Raw genomic sequence first — 12,395 nt, forward strand, 5'->3', positions numbered from 1 at the left:
AACATCAAAATGGTTGTTACCCTGATCCACCCGATCGCGATGGACGACGGTCTGCGTTTCGCAATCCGTGAAGGCGGCCGTACCGTTGGCGCGGGCGTTGTTGCTAAAGTTCTGAGCTAATTATTCGTTAATTAGTTTCGAATTAAAAAGGGCGCTTCGGCGCCCTTTTTGCTGCCCGTAATTTGAGCTCGAAATATTTAGTCGTAATTTCGCTCGCTGAACTGTGGCGCAAATAAAACTGTGCTATTGTAATCATAACTATTCTCATTTACACTTTGCACAGAATTTGAACGGGAGTAATCATGTACGTTTGTTTGTGTAATGGTGTAAGTGACAAAAAAATTCGCCAGGCAGTCCGTCAGTTTCATCCTCAGTCTTTCCAACAATTACGTAAGTTTATTCCTGTGGGAAATCAATGTGGTAAGTGCATTCGCGCCGCACGCGAAGTGATGCAGGACGAGTTGATGCAGATGCCAGAATTTAAAGAGATTGCCTGAAGCCCACGCTTATTTTTTGACATCCCGCTAGCCCCATCTACGCTCTAATAGTGGAAGCGGAGGGACTATAAAATGAAAGGTGATGTTAAAATCATAAATTATCTCAATAAACTATTGGGAAATGAGCTTGTCGCAATCAATCAGTATTTTCTCCATGCCCGGATGTTTAAAAACTGGGGCCTGATGCGTCTCAATGACGTCGAATATCATGAATCCATCGATGAGATGAAACACGCCGATAAATATATCGAGCGTATTTTGTTTTTAGAAGGAATCCCCAACTTACAGGATTTAGGCAAACTGGGGATTGGTGAAGATGTTGAGGAGATGCTGCAATCCGACCTGCGATTAGAGCTGGAGGGTGCGAAGGATCTTCGCGAGGCTATCGCTTATGCCGACAGCGTTCATGACTATGTCAGCCGCGATATGCTGATCGAGATCCTTGCCGATGAAGAAGGTCATATCGACTGGCTCGAAACTGAACTGGATCTCATCGGTAAAATCGGCCTACAGAATTACCTGCAGTCACAAATTAAAGTTAAAGATTAACGGCCTGCCAGCAGACTATCCCAGCCTACAACGAAACCCGCAGCTGCCAGAAATGGTCCAAAAGGCAGCGGGTTTTTTAATGATTCTTTTCCTCTCATAAGCAGACCAATAACTACGGCCCCGCAAGCGAATGAGGCAGCAAGGAAAACTAGCCGTGGCAAGAAGGCCCATGTATGCCAGGCGCCAAGGGCGGCGAGAAACTTCACATCACCATAGCCTAATCCTTCTTTATGACGCAGTATGCGATACCCCCAGTAAATGACAGCGAATGTACCGTAACCAATAATCGCTCCCCATAACGCATCGGCTAAACCGTCAGGATGACAAACTTGATAGAACAAAAGACCTGACCAGAGTAACGGGCATGTAAATCTGTCAGGTAACAAGCCATGCTTTGCGTCCCAGAAAAAAAGTAGGGCTGATAAACAAGCGTACAAAATCAGAAAGGGAAGGGTAGCGTCCATAAAACATCCTCTGTAATTGGGGTATCACCATCGAATAACTCCGGATACTCAGCAACAGAGAAATCGCTGATTTGTTAACCTGGTTCCGGTGAAAAACGCTATCTTCACAACCTTACAAATATCGTGGAATGCAGCTCGCAATCTGAGCGTTGCGATTAATTTCTACCCGATGCTTGCGTCAGGCTCAGATTTGCGTATAATGCGCGGGCTTGTCGTAGTTGACAGCAGGTTCAATCTGAACCTCAGTTAGCCGAATTTGGCTACCTAACAATGCTCCCAATCGGGGGGCTACGTAAGAACGGTTACACTCTCCCATCAATCGTAATGGGTCTGAGGAGTAATCATTTTCGTTTATAAAATAATTGGAGCTCTGGTCTCATGCAGAACCAAAGAATCCGTATCCGCCTGAAAGCGTTTGATCATCGTCTGATCGATCAAGCAACCGCGGAAATCGTCGAGACTGCCAAGCGCACTGGTGCGCAGGTCCGTGGTCCGATCCCGCTGCCGACACGCAAAGAGCGCTTCACTGTTCTGATCTCTCCGCACGTCAACAAAGACGCGCGCGATCAGTACGAAATCCGTACTCACTTGCGTCTGGTTGACATCGTTGAGCCAACCGAGAAAACCGTTGATGCTCTGATGCGTCTGGATCTGGCTGCCGGTGTAGACGTGCAGATCAGCCTGGGTTAATCAGGTCATTGAGCGATTGAGAGGTTGAAACAATGATTGGTTTAGTCGGTAAAAAAGTGGGTATGACCCGTATCTTCACAGAAGACGGCGTTTCTATCCCAGTAACCGTAATCGAAGTTGAAGCAAACCGCGTTACTCAGGTTAAAGACCTGGCTAACGATGGCTACCGTGCTATTCAGGTAACCACCGGTGCTAAAAAAGCTAACCGTGTGACCAAGCCTGAAGCTGGCCACTTCGCTAAAGCTGGCGTAGAAGCTGGCCGTGGTCTGTGGGAATTCCGCCTGGCTGAAGGCGAAGAGTTCACTGTAGGTCAGAGCATTAGCGTTGAACTGTTTGCTGACGTTAAAAAAGTTGACGTAACTGGCACCTCTAAAGGTAAAGGTTTCGCAGGTACCGTTAAGCGCTGGAACTTCCGTACCCAGGACGCTACTCACGGTAACTCCTTGTCTCACCGCGTTCCGGGTTCTATCGGTCAGAACCAGACTCCGGGCAAAGTGTTCAAAGGCAAGAAAATGGCAGGTCAGATGGGTAACGAACGTGTAACCGTTCAGAGCCTTGACGTAGTACGCGTTGACGCTGAGCGCAACCTGCTGCTGGTTAAAGGTGCGGTCCCGGGTGCAACCGGTAGCGACCTGATCGTTAAACCAGCTGTGAAGGCGTAAGGAGATAGCAATGGAATTAGTATTGAAAGACGCGCAGAGCGCGCTGACTGTTTCCGAAACTACCTTCGGTCGTGATTTCAACGAAGCGCTGGTTCACCAGGTTGTTGTTGCTTATGCAGCCGGTGCTCGTCAGGGTACTCGTGCTCAGAAGACTCGTGCTGAAGTAACTGGTTCCGGTAAAAAACCGTGGCGCCAGAAAGGCACCGGCCGTGCGCGTTCTGGTTCTATCAAGAGCCCGATTTGGCGTTCTGGTGGCGTGACCTTCGCTGCTCGTCCGCAGGACCACAGTCAAAAAGTTAACAAGAAGATGTACCGCGGCGCGCTGAAAAGCATCCTGTCCGAACTGGTACGTCAGGATCGTCTGATCGTTGTCGAGAAGTTCTCTGTAGAAGCACCGAAAACCAAGCTGCTGGCACAGAAACTGAAAGACATGGCTCTGGAAGATGTGCTGATCATCACCGGTGAGCTGGACGAAAACCTGTTCCTGGCTGCGCGCAACCTGCACAAGGTTGACGTACGCGATGCAACTGGTATCGACCCGGTTAGCCTGATCGCCTTCGACAAAGTCGTAATGACTGCTGATGCTGTTAAGCAAGTTGAGGAGATGCTGGCATGATTCGTGAAGAACGTCTGCTGAAGGTGCTGCGTGCACCGCACGTTTCTGAAAAAGCGTCTACTGCGATGGAAAAATCCAACACCATCGTACTCAAAGTTGCTAAAGACGCGACCAAAGCAGAAATCAAAGCTGCTGTGCAGAAACTGTTTGAAGTCGAAGTCGAAGTCGTTAACACCCTGGTAGTTAAAGGGAAAGTTAAACGTCACGGACAGCGTATCGGTCGTCGTAGCGACTGGAAAAAAGCTTACGTCACCCTTAAAGAAGGCCAGAACCTGGACTTCGTTGGCGGCGCTGAGTAAGTCGGAGGAGTAATACAATGGCAGTTGTTAAATGTAAACCGACATCTCCGGGTCGTCGCCACGTTGTTAAAGTGGTTAACCCTGAGCTGCACAAGGGCAAACCTTTTGCTCCGTTGCTGGAAAAAAACAGCAAATCCGGTGGTCGTAACAACAATGGCCGTATCACCACTCGTCATATCGGTGGTGGCCACAAGCAGGCTTACCGTATTGTTGACTTCAAACGCAACAAAGACGGTATCCCGGCAGTTGTTGAACGTCTTGAGTACGATCCGAACCGTTCCGCGAACATCGCGCTGGTTCTGTACAAAGACGGTGAGCGCCGTTACATCCTGGCCCCTAAAGGCCTGAAAGCTGGCGACCAGATTCAGTCTGGCGTTGATGCTGCAATCAAACCAGGTAACACCCTGCCGATGCGCAACATCCCGGTTGGTTCTACTGTTCACAACGTAGAAATGAAACCAGGTAAAGGCGGTCAGCTGGCACGTTCCGCTGGTACTTACGTTCAGATCGTTGCTCGTGACGGTGCTTATGTCACCCTGCGTCTGCGTTCTGGTGAAATGCGTAAAGTAGAAGCAGACTGCCGTGCAACTCTGGGCGAAGTTGGCAATGCTGAGCATATGCTGCGCGTTCTGGGTAAAGCAGGTGCTGCACGCTGGCGTGGTGTTCGTCCGACCGTTCGCGGTACCGCGATGAACCCGGTAGACCACCCACATGGTGGTGGTGAAGGTCGTAACTTTGGTAAGCACCCGGTAACTCCGTGGGGCGTTCAGACCAAAGGTAAGAAGACCCGCAGCAACAAGCGTACTGATAAATTCATCGTACGTCGCCGTAGCAAATAATTTTAGAGGATAAGCCATGCCACGTTCTCTCAAGAAAGGTCCTTTTATTGACCTGCACTTGCTGAAGAAGGTAGAGAAAGCGGTGGAAAGCGGAGACAAGAAGCCCCTGCGCACTTGGTCCCGTCGTTCAACGATCTTTCCTAACATGATCGGTTTGACCATCGCTGTCCATAATGGTCGTCAGCACGTTCCGGTATTTGTAACCGACGAAATGGTCGGTCACAAACTGGGTGAATTCGCACCGACTCGTACTTATCGCGGCCATGCTGCTGATAAAAAAGCGAAAAAGAAATAAGGTAGGAGGAAGAGATGGAAACTATCGCTAAACATCGCCATGCTCGTTCTTCTGCTCAGAAGGTTCGCCTTGTTGCTGACCTGATTCGCGGTAAGAAAGTGTCGCAGGCTCTGGATATTCTGACCTACACCAACAAGAAAGCGGCTGTACTGGTCAAGAAGGTTCTGGAATCTGCCATTGCTAACGCTGAACACAACGATGGCGCTGACATTGACGATCTGAAAGTTACGAAAATTTTCGTAGACGAAGGCCCGAGCATGAAGCGCATTATGCCGCGTGCAAAAGGTCGTGCAGATCGCATCCTGAAGCGCACCAGCCACATCACTGTGGTTGTGTCCGATCGCTGAGACTCTGGAGACTAGCAATGGGTCAGAAAGTACATCCTAATGGTATTCGCCTGGGTATTGTAAAACCATGGAACTCTACCTGGTTTGCGAACACCAAAGAATTCGCTGACAACCTGGACAGCGATTTTAAAGTACGTCAGTACCTGACTAAGGAACTGGCTAAAGCGTCCGTATCTCGTATCGTTATCGAGCGTCCGGCTAAGAGCATCCGTGTAACCATTCACACTGCTCGCCCGGGTATCGTTATCGGTAAGAAAGGTGAAGACGTAGAAAAACTGCGTAAGGTCGTAGCGGACATCGCTGGCGTTCCTGCACAGATCAACATCGCCGAAGTTCGTAAGCCTGAACTGGACGCAAAACTGGTTGCTGACAGCATCACTTCTCAGCTGGAACGTCGCGTTATGTTCCGTCGTGCTATGAAGCGTGCTGTACAGAACGCAATGCGTCTGGGCGCTAAAGGTATCAAAGTTGAAGTTAGCGGCCGTCTGGGCGGCGCGGAAATCGCACGTACCGAATGGTACCGCGAAGGTCGCGTACCGCTGCACACTCTGCGTGCTGACATCGACTACAACACCTCTGAAGCGCACACCACTTACGGTGTAATCGGCGTTAAAGTGTGGATCTTCAAAGGCGAGATCCTGGGTGGTATGGCTGCTGTTGAACAACCGGAAAAACCGGCTGCTCAGCCTAAAAAGCAGCAGCGTAAAGGCCGTAAATAAGGAGCGTCGCTGATGTTACAACCAAAGCGTACAAAATTCCGTAAAATGCACAAAGGCCGTAACCGCGGTCTGGCGCAGGGTACGGATGTTAGCTTCGGCAGCTTCGGTCTGAAAGCTGTTGGCCGTGGTCGTCTGACTGCACGTCAGATCGAAGCAGCACGTCGTGCTATGACCCGTGCAGTTAAGCGTCAAGGTAAGATCTGGATCCGTGTGTTCCCGGACAAACCGATCACTGAAAAGCCGCTGGCAGTGCGTATGGGTAAAGGTAAAGGTAACGTGGAGTATTGGGTTGCCTTGATTCAGCCGGGTAAAGTCCTGTATGAAATGGACGGTGTTCCGGAAGAGCTGGCCCGTGAAGCATTCAAGCTGGCAGCAGCGAAACTGCCGATTAAAACCACCTTTGTAACTAAGACGGTGATGTAATGAAAGCAAAAGAGCTGCGTGAGAAGAGCGTTGAAGAGCTGAACACCGAGCTGCTGAACCTGCTGCGTGAGCAGTTCAACCTGCGTATGCAGGCTGCAAGTGGCCAGCTGCAACAGTCTCACCTGTTGAAGCAAGTGCGTCGCGATGTCGCACGCGTTAAGACTTTACTGAACGAGAAGGCGGGTGCGTAATGACCGATAAAATCCGTACTCTGCAAGGTCGCGTTGTTAGCGACAAAATGGAGAAATCCATTGTTGTTGCTATCGAACGTTTTGTGAAACACCCGATCTACGGTAAATTCATCAAGCGTACGACCAAACTGCACGTACATGACGAGAACAACGAATGCGGTATCGGTGACGTGGTTGAAATCCGCGAATGCCGTCCGCTGTCCAAGACTAAATCCTGGACGCTGGTTCGCGTTGTAGAGAAAGCGGTTCTGTAATACAGTACACTCTCTCGATACGAATAAACGGCTCAGAAATGAGCCGTTTATTTTTTCTACCCATATCCTTGAAGCGGTGTTATAATGCCGCGCCCTCGATATGGGGATTTTTAACGACCTGATTTTCGGGTCTCAGTAGTAGTTGACATTAGCGGAGCACTAAAATGATCCAAGAACAGACTATGCTGAACGTCGCCGACAACTCCGGTGCACGTCGCGTAATGTGTATCAAGGTTCTGGGTGGCTCGCACCGTCGCTACGCAGGCGTAGGCGACATCATCAAGATCACCATCAAGGAAGCAATTCCGCGTGGTAAGGTCAAAAAAGGTGATGTGCTGAAGGCGGTAGTGGTGCGCACCAAGAAGGGTGTTCGTCGCCCGGACGGTTCTGTCATTCGCTTCGATGGTAATGCTTGTGTTCTTCTGAACAACAACAGCGAGCAGCCTATCGGTACGCGTATTTTTGGGCCGGTAACTCGTGAGCTTCGTAGTGAGAAGTTCATGAAAATTATCTCTCTGGCACCAGAAGTACTCTAAGGAGCGAATCATGGCAGCGAAAATCCGTCGTGATGACGAAGTTATCGTGTTAACCGGTAAAGATAAAGGTAAACGCGGTAAAGTTAAGAATGTCCTGTCTTCCGGCAAGGTCATTGTTGAAGGTATCAACCTGGTTAAGAAACATCAGAAGCCGGTTCCGGCCCTGAACCAACCGGGTGGCATCGTTGAAAAAGAAGCCGCTATTCAGGTTTCCAACGTAGCAATCTTCAATGCGGCAACCGGCAAGGCTGACCGTGTAGGCTTTAGATTCGAAGACGGTAAAAAAGTCCGTTTCTTCAAGTCTAACAGCGAAACTATCAAGTAATTTGGAGTAGTACGATGGCGAAACTGCATGATTACTACAAAGACGAAGTAGTTAAAAAACTCATGACTGAGTTTAACTACAATTCTGTCATGCAAGTCCCTCGGGTCGAGAAGATCACCCTGAACATGGGTGTTGGTGAAGCGATCGCTGACAAAAAACTGCTGGATAACGCAGCAGCTGACCTGGCAGCAATCTCCGGTCAAAAACCGCTGATCACCAAAGCACGCAAATCTGTTGCAGGCTTCAAAATCCGTCAGGGCTATCCGATCGGCTGTAAAGTAACTCTGCGTGGCGAACGCATGTGGGAGTTCTTTGAGCGCCTGATCACTATTGCTGTACCGCGTATCCGTGACTTCCGTGGCCTGTCCGCTAAGTCTTTCGACGGTCGTGGTAACTACAGCATGGGTGTCCGTGAGCAGATCATCTTCCCAGAAATCGACTACGATAAAGTCGACCGCGTTCGTGGTTTGGATATTACCATTACCACTACTGCGAAATCTGACGAAGAAGGCCGTGCTCTGCTGGCTGCCTTTGACTTCCCGTTCCGCAAGTAAGGTAGGGTTACTAAATGGCTAAGCAATCAATGAAAGCACGCGAAGTAAAACGCGTAGCTTTAGCTGATAAATACTTCGCGAAACGCGCTGAACTGAAAGCGATCATCTCTGATGTGAACGCTTCCGACGAAGATCGTTGGAACGCTGTTCTCAAGCTGCAGACTCTGCCGCGTGATTCCAGCCCGTCTCGTCAGCGTAACCGCTGCCGTCAAACAGGTCGTCCGCATGGTTTCCTGCGGAAGTTCGGGTTGAGCCGTATTAAGGTCCGTGAAGCCGCTATGCGCGGTGAAATCCCGGGTCTGAAAAAGGCTAGCTGGTAATTGTCACCAATTGAATCACGGGAGTAAAGACAGATGAGCATGCAAGATCCGATCGCGGATATGCTGACCCGTATCCGTAACGGTCAGGCCGCGAACAAAGCTGCGGTCACCATGCCTTCCTCCAAGCTGAAAGTGGCAATCGCCAACGTGCTGAAGGAAGAAGGTTTTATTGAAGATTTTAAAGTTGAAGGCGACACCAAGCCTGAACTGGAACTGACTCTTAAGTATTTCCAGGGCAAAGCTGTTGTAGAAAGCATTCAGCGTGTCAGCCGCCCAGGTCTGCGCATCTATAAACGTAAAGATGAGCTGCCGAAAGTTATGGCGGGTCTGGGTATCGCAGTTGTTTCTACCTCTAAAGGTGTTATGACTGATCGTGCAGCGCGCCAGGCTGGTCTTGGTGGCGAAATTATCTGCTACGTAGCCTAATCGGAGGAAAAAATGTCTCGTGTTGCTAAAGCACCGGTCGTTGTTCCTGCCGGCGTTGATGTAAAAATCAACGGTCAGGTTATTACGATCAAAGGTAAAAACGGCGAGCTGACTCGTACTCTCAACGATGCTGTTGAAGTTAAACATGCAGATAATACCCTGACCTTCGGTCCGCGTGATGGTTACGCAGACGGTTGGGCACAGGCTGGTACCGCGCGTGCCCTGCTGAACTCAATGGTTATCGGTGTTACCGAAGGCTTCACTAAGAAGCTGCAGCTGGTTGGTGTAGGTTACCGTGCAGCGGTTAAAGGTAATGTGATTAACCTGTCTCTGGGTTTCTCTCATCCTGTTGACCATCAGCTGCCTGCGGGTATCACTGCTGAATGTCCGACTCAGACTGAAATCGTGCTGAAAGGCGCTGATAAGCAGATGATCGGCCAGGTTGCAGCGGATCTGCGCGCCTACCGTCGTCCTGAGCCTTACAAAGGCAAGGGTGTTCGTTACGCCGACGAAGTCGTGCGTACCAAAGAGGCTAAGAAGAAGTAAGGTAACACTATGGATAAGAAATCTGCTCGTATCCGTCGTGCGACCCGCGCACGCCGCAAGCTCCAGGAGCTGGGCGCAACTCGCCTGGTGGTACATCGTACCCCGCGTCATATTTACGCACAGGTAATTGCACCGAACGGTTCTGAAGTTCTGGTAGCTGCTTCTACTGTAGAAAAAGCTATCGCTGAACAACTGAAGTACACCGGTAACAAAGACGCGGCTGCAGCTGTGGGTAAAGCTGTCGCTGAACGCGCTCTGGAAAAAGGCATCAAAGATGTATCCTTTGACCGTTCCGGGTTCCAATATCATGGTCGTGTCCAGGCACTGGCAGATGCTGCCCGTGAAGCTGGCCTTCAGTTCTAAGGTAGAGGTGTAAGATGGCTCACATCGAAAAACAAGCTGGCGAACTGCAGGAAAAGCTGATCGCGGTAAACCGCGTATCTAAAACCGTTAAAGGTGGTCGTATTTTCTCCTTCACAGCTCTGACTGTAGTTGGCGATGGTAACGGTCGCGTTGGTTTTGGTTACGGTAAAGCGCGTGAAGTTCCAGCAGCGATCCAGAAAGCGATGGAAAAAGCCCGTCGCAATATGATTAACGTCGCGCTGAATAACGGCACTCTGCAACACCCTGTTAAAGGTGTTCACACGGGTTCTCGCGTATTCATGCAGCCGGCTTCCGAAGGTACCGGTATCATCGCCGGTGGTGCAATGCGCGCCGTTCTGGAAGTCGCTGGGGTTCATAACGTTCTGGCTAAAGCATATGGTTCCACCAACCCGATTAACGTGGTTCGTGCAACTATTGATGGCCTGGAAAATATGAGTTCTCCAGAAATGGTCGCTGCCAAGCGTGGTAAATCCGTTGAAGAAATTCTGGGGAAATAAACCATGGCAAAGACTATTAAAATTACTCAAACCCGCAGTGCAATCGGTCGTCTGCCGAAACACAAGGCAACGCTGCTTGGCCTGGGTCTGCGTCGTATTGGTCACACCGTAGAGCGCGAGGATACTCCTGCTATTCGTGGTATGATCAACGCGGTTTCCTTCATGGTTAAAGTTGAGGAGTAAGAGATGCGTTTAAATACTCTGTCTCCGGCCGAAGGCTCCAAAAAGGCGGGTAAACGCCTGGGTCGTGGTATCGGTTCTGGCCTCGGTAAAACCGGTGGTCGTGGTCACAAAGGTCAGAAATCTCGTTCTGGCGGTGGCGTACGTCGCGGTTTCGAAGGTGGTCAGATGCCTCTGTACCGTCGTCTGCCGAAATTCGGCTTCACTTCTCGTAAAGCAGCGATTACAGCCGAAGTTCGTCTGTCTGATCTGGCTAAAGTAGAAGGCGGTGTTGTAGACCTGAACACGCTGAAAGCGGCTAACATTATCGGTATCCAGATCGAGTTCGCGAAAGTGATCCTGGCTGGCGAAGTCACTACTCCGGTAACTGTTCGTGGCCTGCGTGTTACTAAAGGCGCTCGCGCTGCTATCGAAGCTGCTGGCGGTAAAATCGAGGAATAAGTAGCAGATGGCTAAACAACCGGGATTAGATTTTCAAAGTGCCAAAGGTGGCTTAGGCGAGCTGAAACGCAGACTGCTGTTTGTTATCGGTGCGCTGATTGTGTTCCGTATTGGCTCTTTTATTCCGATCCCTGGTATTGATGCCGCTGTACTTGCCAAACTGCTTGAGCAACAGCGAGGCACCATCATTGAGATGTTTAACATGTTCTCTGGTGGTGCTCTCAGCCGTGCTTCTATCTTTGCTCTGGGGATCATGCCGTATATTTCGGCGTCGATCATTATCCAGCTGCTGACGGTGGTTCACCCAACGCTGGCAGAAATTAAGAAAGAAGGGGAGTCTGGTCGTCGTAAGATCAGCCAGTACACCCGTTACGGTACTCTGGTGCTGGCAATATTCCAGTCGATCGGTATTGCTACCGGTCTGCCGAATATGCCTGGTATGCAAGGCCTGGTTATTAACCCGGGCTTTGCATTCTACTTCACCGCTGTTGTAAGTCTGGTCACAGGAACGATGTTCCTGATGTGGTTGGGCGAACAGATTACTGAACGAGGTATCGGCAACGGTATTTCAATCATTATCTTCGCCGGTATTGTCGCGGGACTCCCGCCAGCCATTGCCCATACTATCGAGCAAGCGCGTCAAGGCGACCTGCACTTCCTCGTGTTGCTGTTGGTTGCAGTATTAGTATTTGCAGTGACGTTCTTTGTTGTATTTGTTGAGCGTGGTCAACGCCGCATTGTGGTAAACTACGCAAAACGTCAGCAAGGTCGTCGTGTCTATGCTGCACAGAGCACACATTTACCGCTGAAAGTGAATATGGCGGGGGTAATCCCGGCAATCTTCGCTTCCAGTATTATTCTGTTCCCGGCAACCATCGCGTCATGGTTCGGGGGCGGTACTGGTTGGAACTGGCTGACAACAATTTCGCTGTATTTGCAGCCTGGGCAACCGCTTTATGTGTTACTCTATGCGTCTGCAATCATCTTCTTCTGTTTCTTCTACACGGCGTTGGTTTTCAACCCGCGTGAAACAGCAGATAACCTGAAGAAGTCCGGTGCATTTGTACCAGGAATTCGTCCGGGAGAGCAAACGGCGAAGTATATCGATAAAGTAATGACCCGCCTGACCCTGGTTGGTGCGCTGTACATTACCTTTATCTGCCTGATCCCGGAGTTCATGCGTGATGCAATGAAAGTACCGTTCTACTTCGGTGGGACCTCACTGCTTATCGTTGTTGTCGTGATTATGGACTTTATGGCTCAAGTGCAAACTCTGATGATGTCCAGTCAGTATGAGTCTGCATTGAAGAAGGCGAACCTGAAAGGCTACGGCCGATAATT

The 12,395-nt window shown here is 50.1% G+C and carries 26 protein-coding genes; 25 read left to right on the forward strand and 1 reads right to left on the reverse strand.

What is annotated here, in order from left to right:
- The 3 genes from H9644_RS21015 to bfr form a co-directional block, all read left to right on the forward strand.
- A partial coding sequence (locus H9644_RS21015; protein WP_001692289.1) for an EF-Tu C-terminal domain-related protein occupies positions 1-120 on the forward strand: 120 nt, incomplete at its 5' end.
- A 182-nt stretch (positions 121-302) separates the two neighbouring features.
- Entirely contained in the window at positions 303-497 is a 195-nt protein-coding gene (gene bfd / locus H9644_RS21020) for a bacterioferritin-associated ferredoxin (protein WP_000289090.1), read from the forward strand.
- Between the two features lie 72 nt (positions 498-569).
- A complete protein-coding gene (gene bfr / locus H9644_RS21025; RefSeq protein WP_064524936.1) occupies positions 570-1,046 on the forward strand; it encodes a bacterioferritin in 477 nt (158 codons plus the stop codon).
- Here the strand turns inward: bfr and H9644_RS21030 are convergent.
- Entirely contained in the window at positions 1,043-1,510 is a 468-nt protein-coding gene (locus H9644_RS21030) for a prepilin peptidase (protein WP_064524933.1), read from the reverse strand. The genes bfr and H9644_RS21030 overlap by 4 nt on opposite strands.
- A gap of 378 nt (positions 1,511-1,888) precedes the next feature.
- On the opposite strand from H9644_RS21030, the gene rpsJ reads away from it, so the two are divergent.
- The 22 genes from rpsJ (at position 1,889) to secY (ending at position 12,393) form a co-directional block, all read left to right on the forward strand.
- Positions 1,889-2,200 (forward strand): 30S ribosomal protein S10, encoded by a 312-nt coding sequence (gene rpsJ / locus H9644_RS21035; RefSeq protein WP_001181004.1) that lies wholly within the window; start codon positions 1,889-1,891, stop codon positions 2,198-2,200.
- A gap of 32 nt (positions 2,201-2,232) precedes the next feature.
- Positions 2,233-2,862 carry a 50S ribosomal protein L3 gene (gene rplC / locus H9644_RS21040; protein WP_000579833.1) on the forward strand — a complete coding sequence of 210 codons (630 nt, stop codon included), beginning with the start codon at positions 2,233-2,235 and terminating at the stop codon, positions 2,860-2,862.
- A 10-nt stretch (positions 2,863-2,872) separates the two neighbouring features.
- Entirely contained in the window at positions 2,873-3,478 is a 606-nt protein-coding gene (gene rplD / locus H9644_RS21045) for a 50S ribosomal protein L4 (RefSeq protein WP_000424395.1), read from the forward strand.
- Entirely contained in the window at positions 3,475-3,777 is a 303-nt protein-coding gene (gene rplW / locus H9644_RS21050) for a 50S ribosomal protein L23 (RefSeq protein WP_000617544.1), read from the forward strand. Before rplD ends, rplW begins: the two co-directional genes overlap by 4 nt.
- A 17-nt stretch (positions 3,778-3,794) precedes the next feature.
- A complete protein-coding gene (gene rplB, locus H9644_RS21055; RefSeq protein ID WP_000301864.1) occupies positions 3,795-4,616 on the forward strand; it encodes a 50S ribosomal protein L2 in 822 nt (273 codons plus the stop codon).
- A 16-nt stretch (positions 4,617-4,632) separates the two neighbouring features.
- Positions 4,633-4,911: a 30S ribosomal protein S19 gene (gene rpsS / locus H9644_RS21060; protein ID WP_001138117.1), complete on the forward strand. Its 279-nt coding sequence runs from the start codon at positions 4,633-4,635 to the stop codon at positions 4,909-4,911.
- Positions 4,912-4,925: 14 nt separating this feature from the next.
- Entirely contained in the window at positions 4,926-5,258 is a 333-nt protein-coding gene (rplV, locus tag H9644_RS21065) for a 50S ribosomal protein L22 (RefSeq protein ID WP_000447529.1), read from the forward strand.
- Positions 5,259-5,275: 17 nt separating this feature from the next.
- Positions 5,276-5,977: a 30S ribosomal protein S3 gene (gene rpsC, locus H9644_RS21070; protein ID WP_000529945.1), complete on the forward strand. Its 702-nt coding sequence runs from the start codon at positions 5,276-5,278 to the stop codon at positions 5,975-5,977.
- A 12-nt stretch (positions 5,978-5,989) separates the two neighbouring features.
- Complete coding sequence (gene rplP / locus H9644_RS21075; RefSeq protein WP_000941212.1) at positions 5,990-6,400, forward strand: 50S ribosomal protein L16; 411 nt, start codon at positions 5,990-5,992, stop codon at positions 6,398-6,400.
- Positions 6,400-6,591, forward strand: coding sequence for a 50S ribosomal protein L29 (gene rpmC, locus H9644_RS21080; protein WP_000644741.1), 192 nt, complete (start codon positions 6,400-6,402; stop codon positions 6,589-6,591). Before rplP ends, rpmC begins: the two co-directional genes overlap by 1 nt.
- On the forward strand, positions 6,591-6,845 hold the full coding sequence (rpsQ, locus tag H9644_RS21085; protein WP_000130100.1) for a 30S ribosomal protein S17: 255 nt from the start codon (positions 6,591-6,593) through the stop codon (positions 6,843-6,845). Before rpmC ends, rpsQ begins: the two co-directional genes overlap by 1 nt.
- A 164-nt stretch (positions 6,846-7,009) precedes the next feature.
- Positions 7,010-7,381: a 50S ribosomal protein L14 gene (gene rplN / locus H9644_RS21090; protein ID WP_000613955.1), complete on the forward strand. Its 372-nt coding sequence runs from the start codon at positions 7,010-7,012 to the stop codon at positions 7,379-7,381.
- 10 nt (positions 7,382-7,391) lie between these two features.
- Positions 7,392-7,706, forward strand: coding sequence for a 50S ribosomal protein L24 (gene rplX / locus H9644_RS21095; protein WP_000729185.1), 315 nt, complete (start codon positions 7,392-7,394; stop codon positions 7,704-7,706).
- A 14-nt stretch (positions 7,707-7,720) separates the two neighbouring features.
- Positions 7,721-8,260, forward strand: coding sequence for a 50S ribosomal protein L5 (gene rplE, locus H9644_RS21100; protein WP_001096200.1), 540 nt, complete (start codon positions 7,721-7,723; stop codon positions 8,258-8,260).
- Positions 8,261-8,274: 14 nt separating this feature from the next.
- Positions 8,275-8,580 carry a 30S ribosomal protein S14 gene (gene rpsN, locus H9644_RS21105; RefSeq protein WP_001118930.1) on the forward strand — a complete coding sequence of 102 codons (306 nt, stop codon included), beginning with the start codon at positions 8,275-8,277 and terminating at the stop codon, positions 8,578-8,580.
- A 33-nt stretch (positions 8,581-8,613) separates the two neighbouring features.
- Complete coding sequence (gene rpsH, locus H9644_RS21110; RefSeq protein WP_000062611.1) at positions 8,614-9,006, forward strand: 30S ribosomal protein S8; 393 nt, start codon at positions 8,614-8,616, stop codon at positions 9,004-9,006.
- 12 nt (positions 9,007-9,018) lie between these two features.
- The gene (gene rplF / locus H9644_RS21115) at positions 9,019-9,552 is read left to right on the forward strand and encodes a 50S ribosomal protein L6 (protein ID WP_064524927.1); all 534 of its coding nucleotides are present in this window, start codon (positions 9,019-9,021) and stop codon (positions 9,550-9,552) included.
- 9 nt (positions 9,553-9,561) lie between these two features.
- A complete protein-coding gene (gene rplR / locus H9644_RS21120; protein ID WP_000358960.1) occupies positions 9,562-9,915 on the forward strand; it encodes a 50S ribosomal protein L18 in 354 nt (117 codons plus the stop codon).
- Positions 9,916-9,929: 14 nt separating this feature from the next.
- Entirely contained in the window at positions 9,930-10,433 is a 504-nt protein-coding gene (gene rpsE / locus H9644_RS21125; protein WP_000940122.1) for a 30S ribosomal protein S5, read from the forward strand.
- A gap of 3 nt (positions 10,434-10,436) precedes the next feature.
- A complete protein-coding gene (gene rpmD, locus H9644_RS21130; RefSeq protein ID WP_001140433.1) occupies positions 10,437-10,616 on the forward strand; it encodes a 50S ribosomal protein L30 in 180 nt (59 codons plus the stop codon).
- Positions 10,617-10,619: 3 nt separating this feature from the next.
- On the forward strand, positions 10,620-11,054 hold the full coding sequence (gene rplO / locus H9644_RS21135; protein WP_001238917.1) for a 50S ribosomal protein L15: 435 nt from the start codon (positions 10,620-10,622) through the stop codon (positions 11,052-11,054).
- Between the two features lie 7 nt (positions 11,055-11,061).
- Positions 11,062-12,393, forward strand: coding sequence for a preprotein translocase subunit SecY (gene secY, locus H9644_RS21140; RefSeq protein WP_001118861.1), 1,332 nt, complete (start codon positions 11,062-11,064; stop codon positions 12,391-12,393).
- The last annotated feature ends 2 nt before the right edge of the window (positions 12,394-12,395 follow it).

The organism is Escherichia whittamii, assembly GCF_014836715.1.
Classification (GTDB): Bacteria; Pseudomonadota; Gammaproteobacteria; order Enterobacterales; family Enterobacteriaceae; genus Escherichia; species Escherichia whittamii.

Coding starts and splice junctions, on each gene's coding strand:
- rpsE (WP_000940122.1), top strand. CDS start 9,930: ATGGCTCACATCGAAAAACAAGCTGGCGAACTGCAGGAAAAGCTGATC.
- rplE (WP_001096200.1), top strand. CDS start 7,721: ATGGCGAAACTGCATGATTACTACAAAGACGAAGTAGTTAAAAAACTC.
- rpsS (WP_001138117.1), top strand. CDS start 4,633: ATGCCACGTTCTCTCAAGAAAGGTCCTTTTATTGACCTGCACTTGCTG.
- rplP (WP_000941212.1), top strand. CDS start 5,990: ATGTTACAACCAAAGCGTACAAAATTCCGTAAAATGCACAAAGGCCGT.
- bfd (WP_000289090.1), top strand. CDS start 303: ATGTACGTTTGTTTGTGTAATGGTGTAAGTGACAAAAAAATTCGCCAG.
- rplC (WP_000579833.1), top strand. CDS start 2,233: ATGATTGGTTTAGTCGGTAAAAAAGTGGGTATGACCCGTATCTTCACA.
- rplN (WP_000613955.1), top strand. CDS start 7,010: ATGATCCAAGAACAGACTATGCTGAACGTCGCCGACAACTCCGGTGCA.
- secY (WP_001118861.1), top strand. CDS start 11,062: ATGGCTAAACAACCGGGATTAGATTTTCAAAGTGCCAAAGGTGGCTTA.
- rpsQ (WP_000130100.1), top strand. CDS start 6,591: ATGACCGATAAAATCCGTACTCTGCAAGGTCGCGTTGTTAGCGACAAA.
- rplX (WP_000729185.1), top strand. CDS start 7,392: ATGGCAGCGAAAATCCGTCGTGATGACGAAGTTATCGTGTTAACCGGT.
- rplF (WP_064524927.1), top strand. CDS start 9,019: ATGTCTCGTGTTGCTAAAGCACCGGTCGTTGTTCCTGCCGGCGTTGAT.
- rplW (WP_000617544.1), top strand. CDS start 3,475: ATGATTCGTGAAGAACGTCTGCTGAAGGTGCTGCGTGCACCGCACGTT.
- bfr (WP_064524936.1), top strand. CDS start 570: ATGAAAGGTGATGTTAAAATCATAAATTATCTCAATAAACTATTGGGA.
- H9644_RS21030 (WP_064524933.1), bottom strand. CDS start 1,510: ATGGACGCTACCCTTCCCTTTCTGATTTTGTACGCTTGTTTATCAGCC.
- rplD (WP_000424395.1), top strand. CDS start 2,873: ATGGAATTAGTATTGAAAGACGCGCAGAGCGCGCTGACTGTTTCCGAA.
- rpsH (WP_000062611.1), top strand. CDS start 8,614: ATGAGCATGCAAGATCCGATCGCGGATATGCTGACCCGTATCCGTAAC.
- rplV (WP_000447529.1), top strand. CDS start 4,926: ATGGAAACTATCGCTAAACATCGCCATGCTCGTTCTTCTGCTCAGAAG.
- rpsC (WP_000529945.1), top strand. CDS start 5,276: ATGGGTCAGAAAGTACATCCTAATGGTATTCGCCTGGGTATTGTAAAA.
- rplR (WP_000358960.1), top strand. CDS start 9,562: ATGGATAAGAAATCTGCTCGTATCCGTCGTGCGACCCGCGCACGCCGC.
- rplO (WP_001238917.1), top strand. CDS start 10,620: ATGCGTTTAAATACTCTGTCTCCGGCCGAAGGCTCCAAAAAGGCGGGT.
- rpsN (WP_001118930.1), top strand. CDS start 8,275: ATGGCTAAGCAATCAATGAAAGCACGCGAAGTAAAACGCGTAGCTTTA.
- rpmC (WP_000644741.1), top strand. CDS start 6,400: ATGAAAGCAAAAGAGCTGCGTGAGAAGAGCGTTGAAGAGCTGAACACC.
- rpmD (WP_001140433.1), top strand. CDS start 10,437: ATGGCAAAGACTATTAAAATTACTCAAACCCGCAGTGCAATCGGTCGT.
- rplB (WP_000301864.1), top strand. CDS start 3,795: ATGGCAGTTGTTAAATGTAAACCGACATCTCCGGGTCGTCGCCACGTT.
- rpsJ (WP_001181004.1), top strand. CDS start 1,889: ATGCAGAACCAAAGAATCCGTATCCGCCTGAAAGCGTTTGATCATCGT.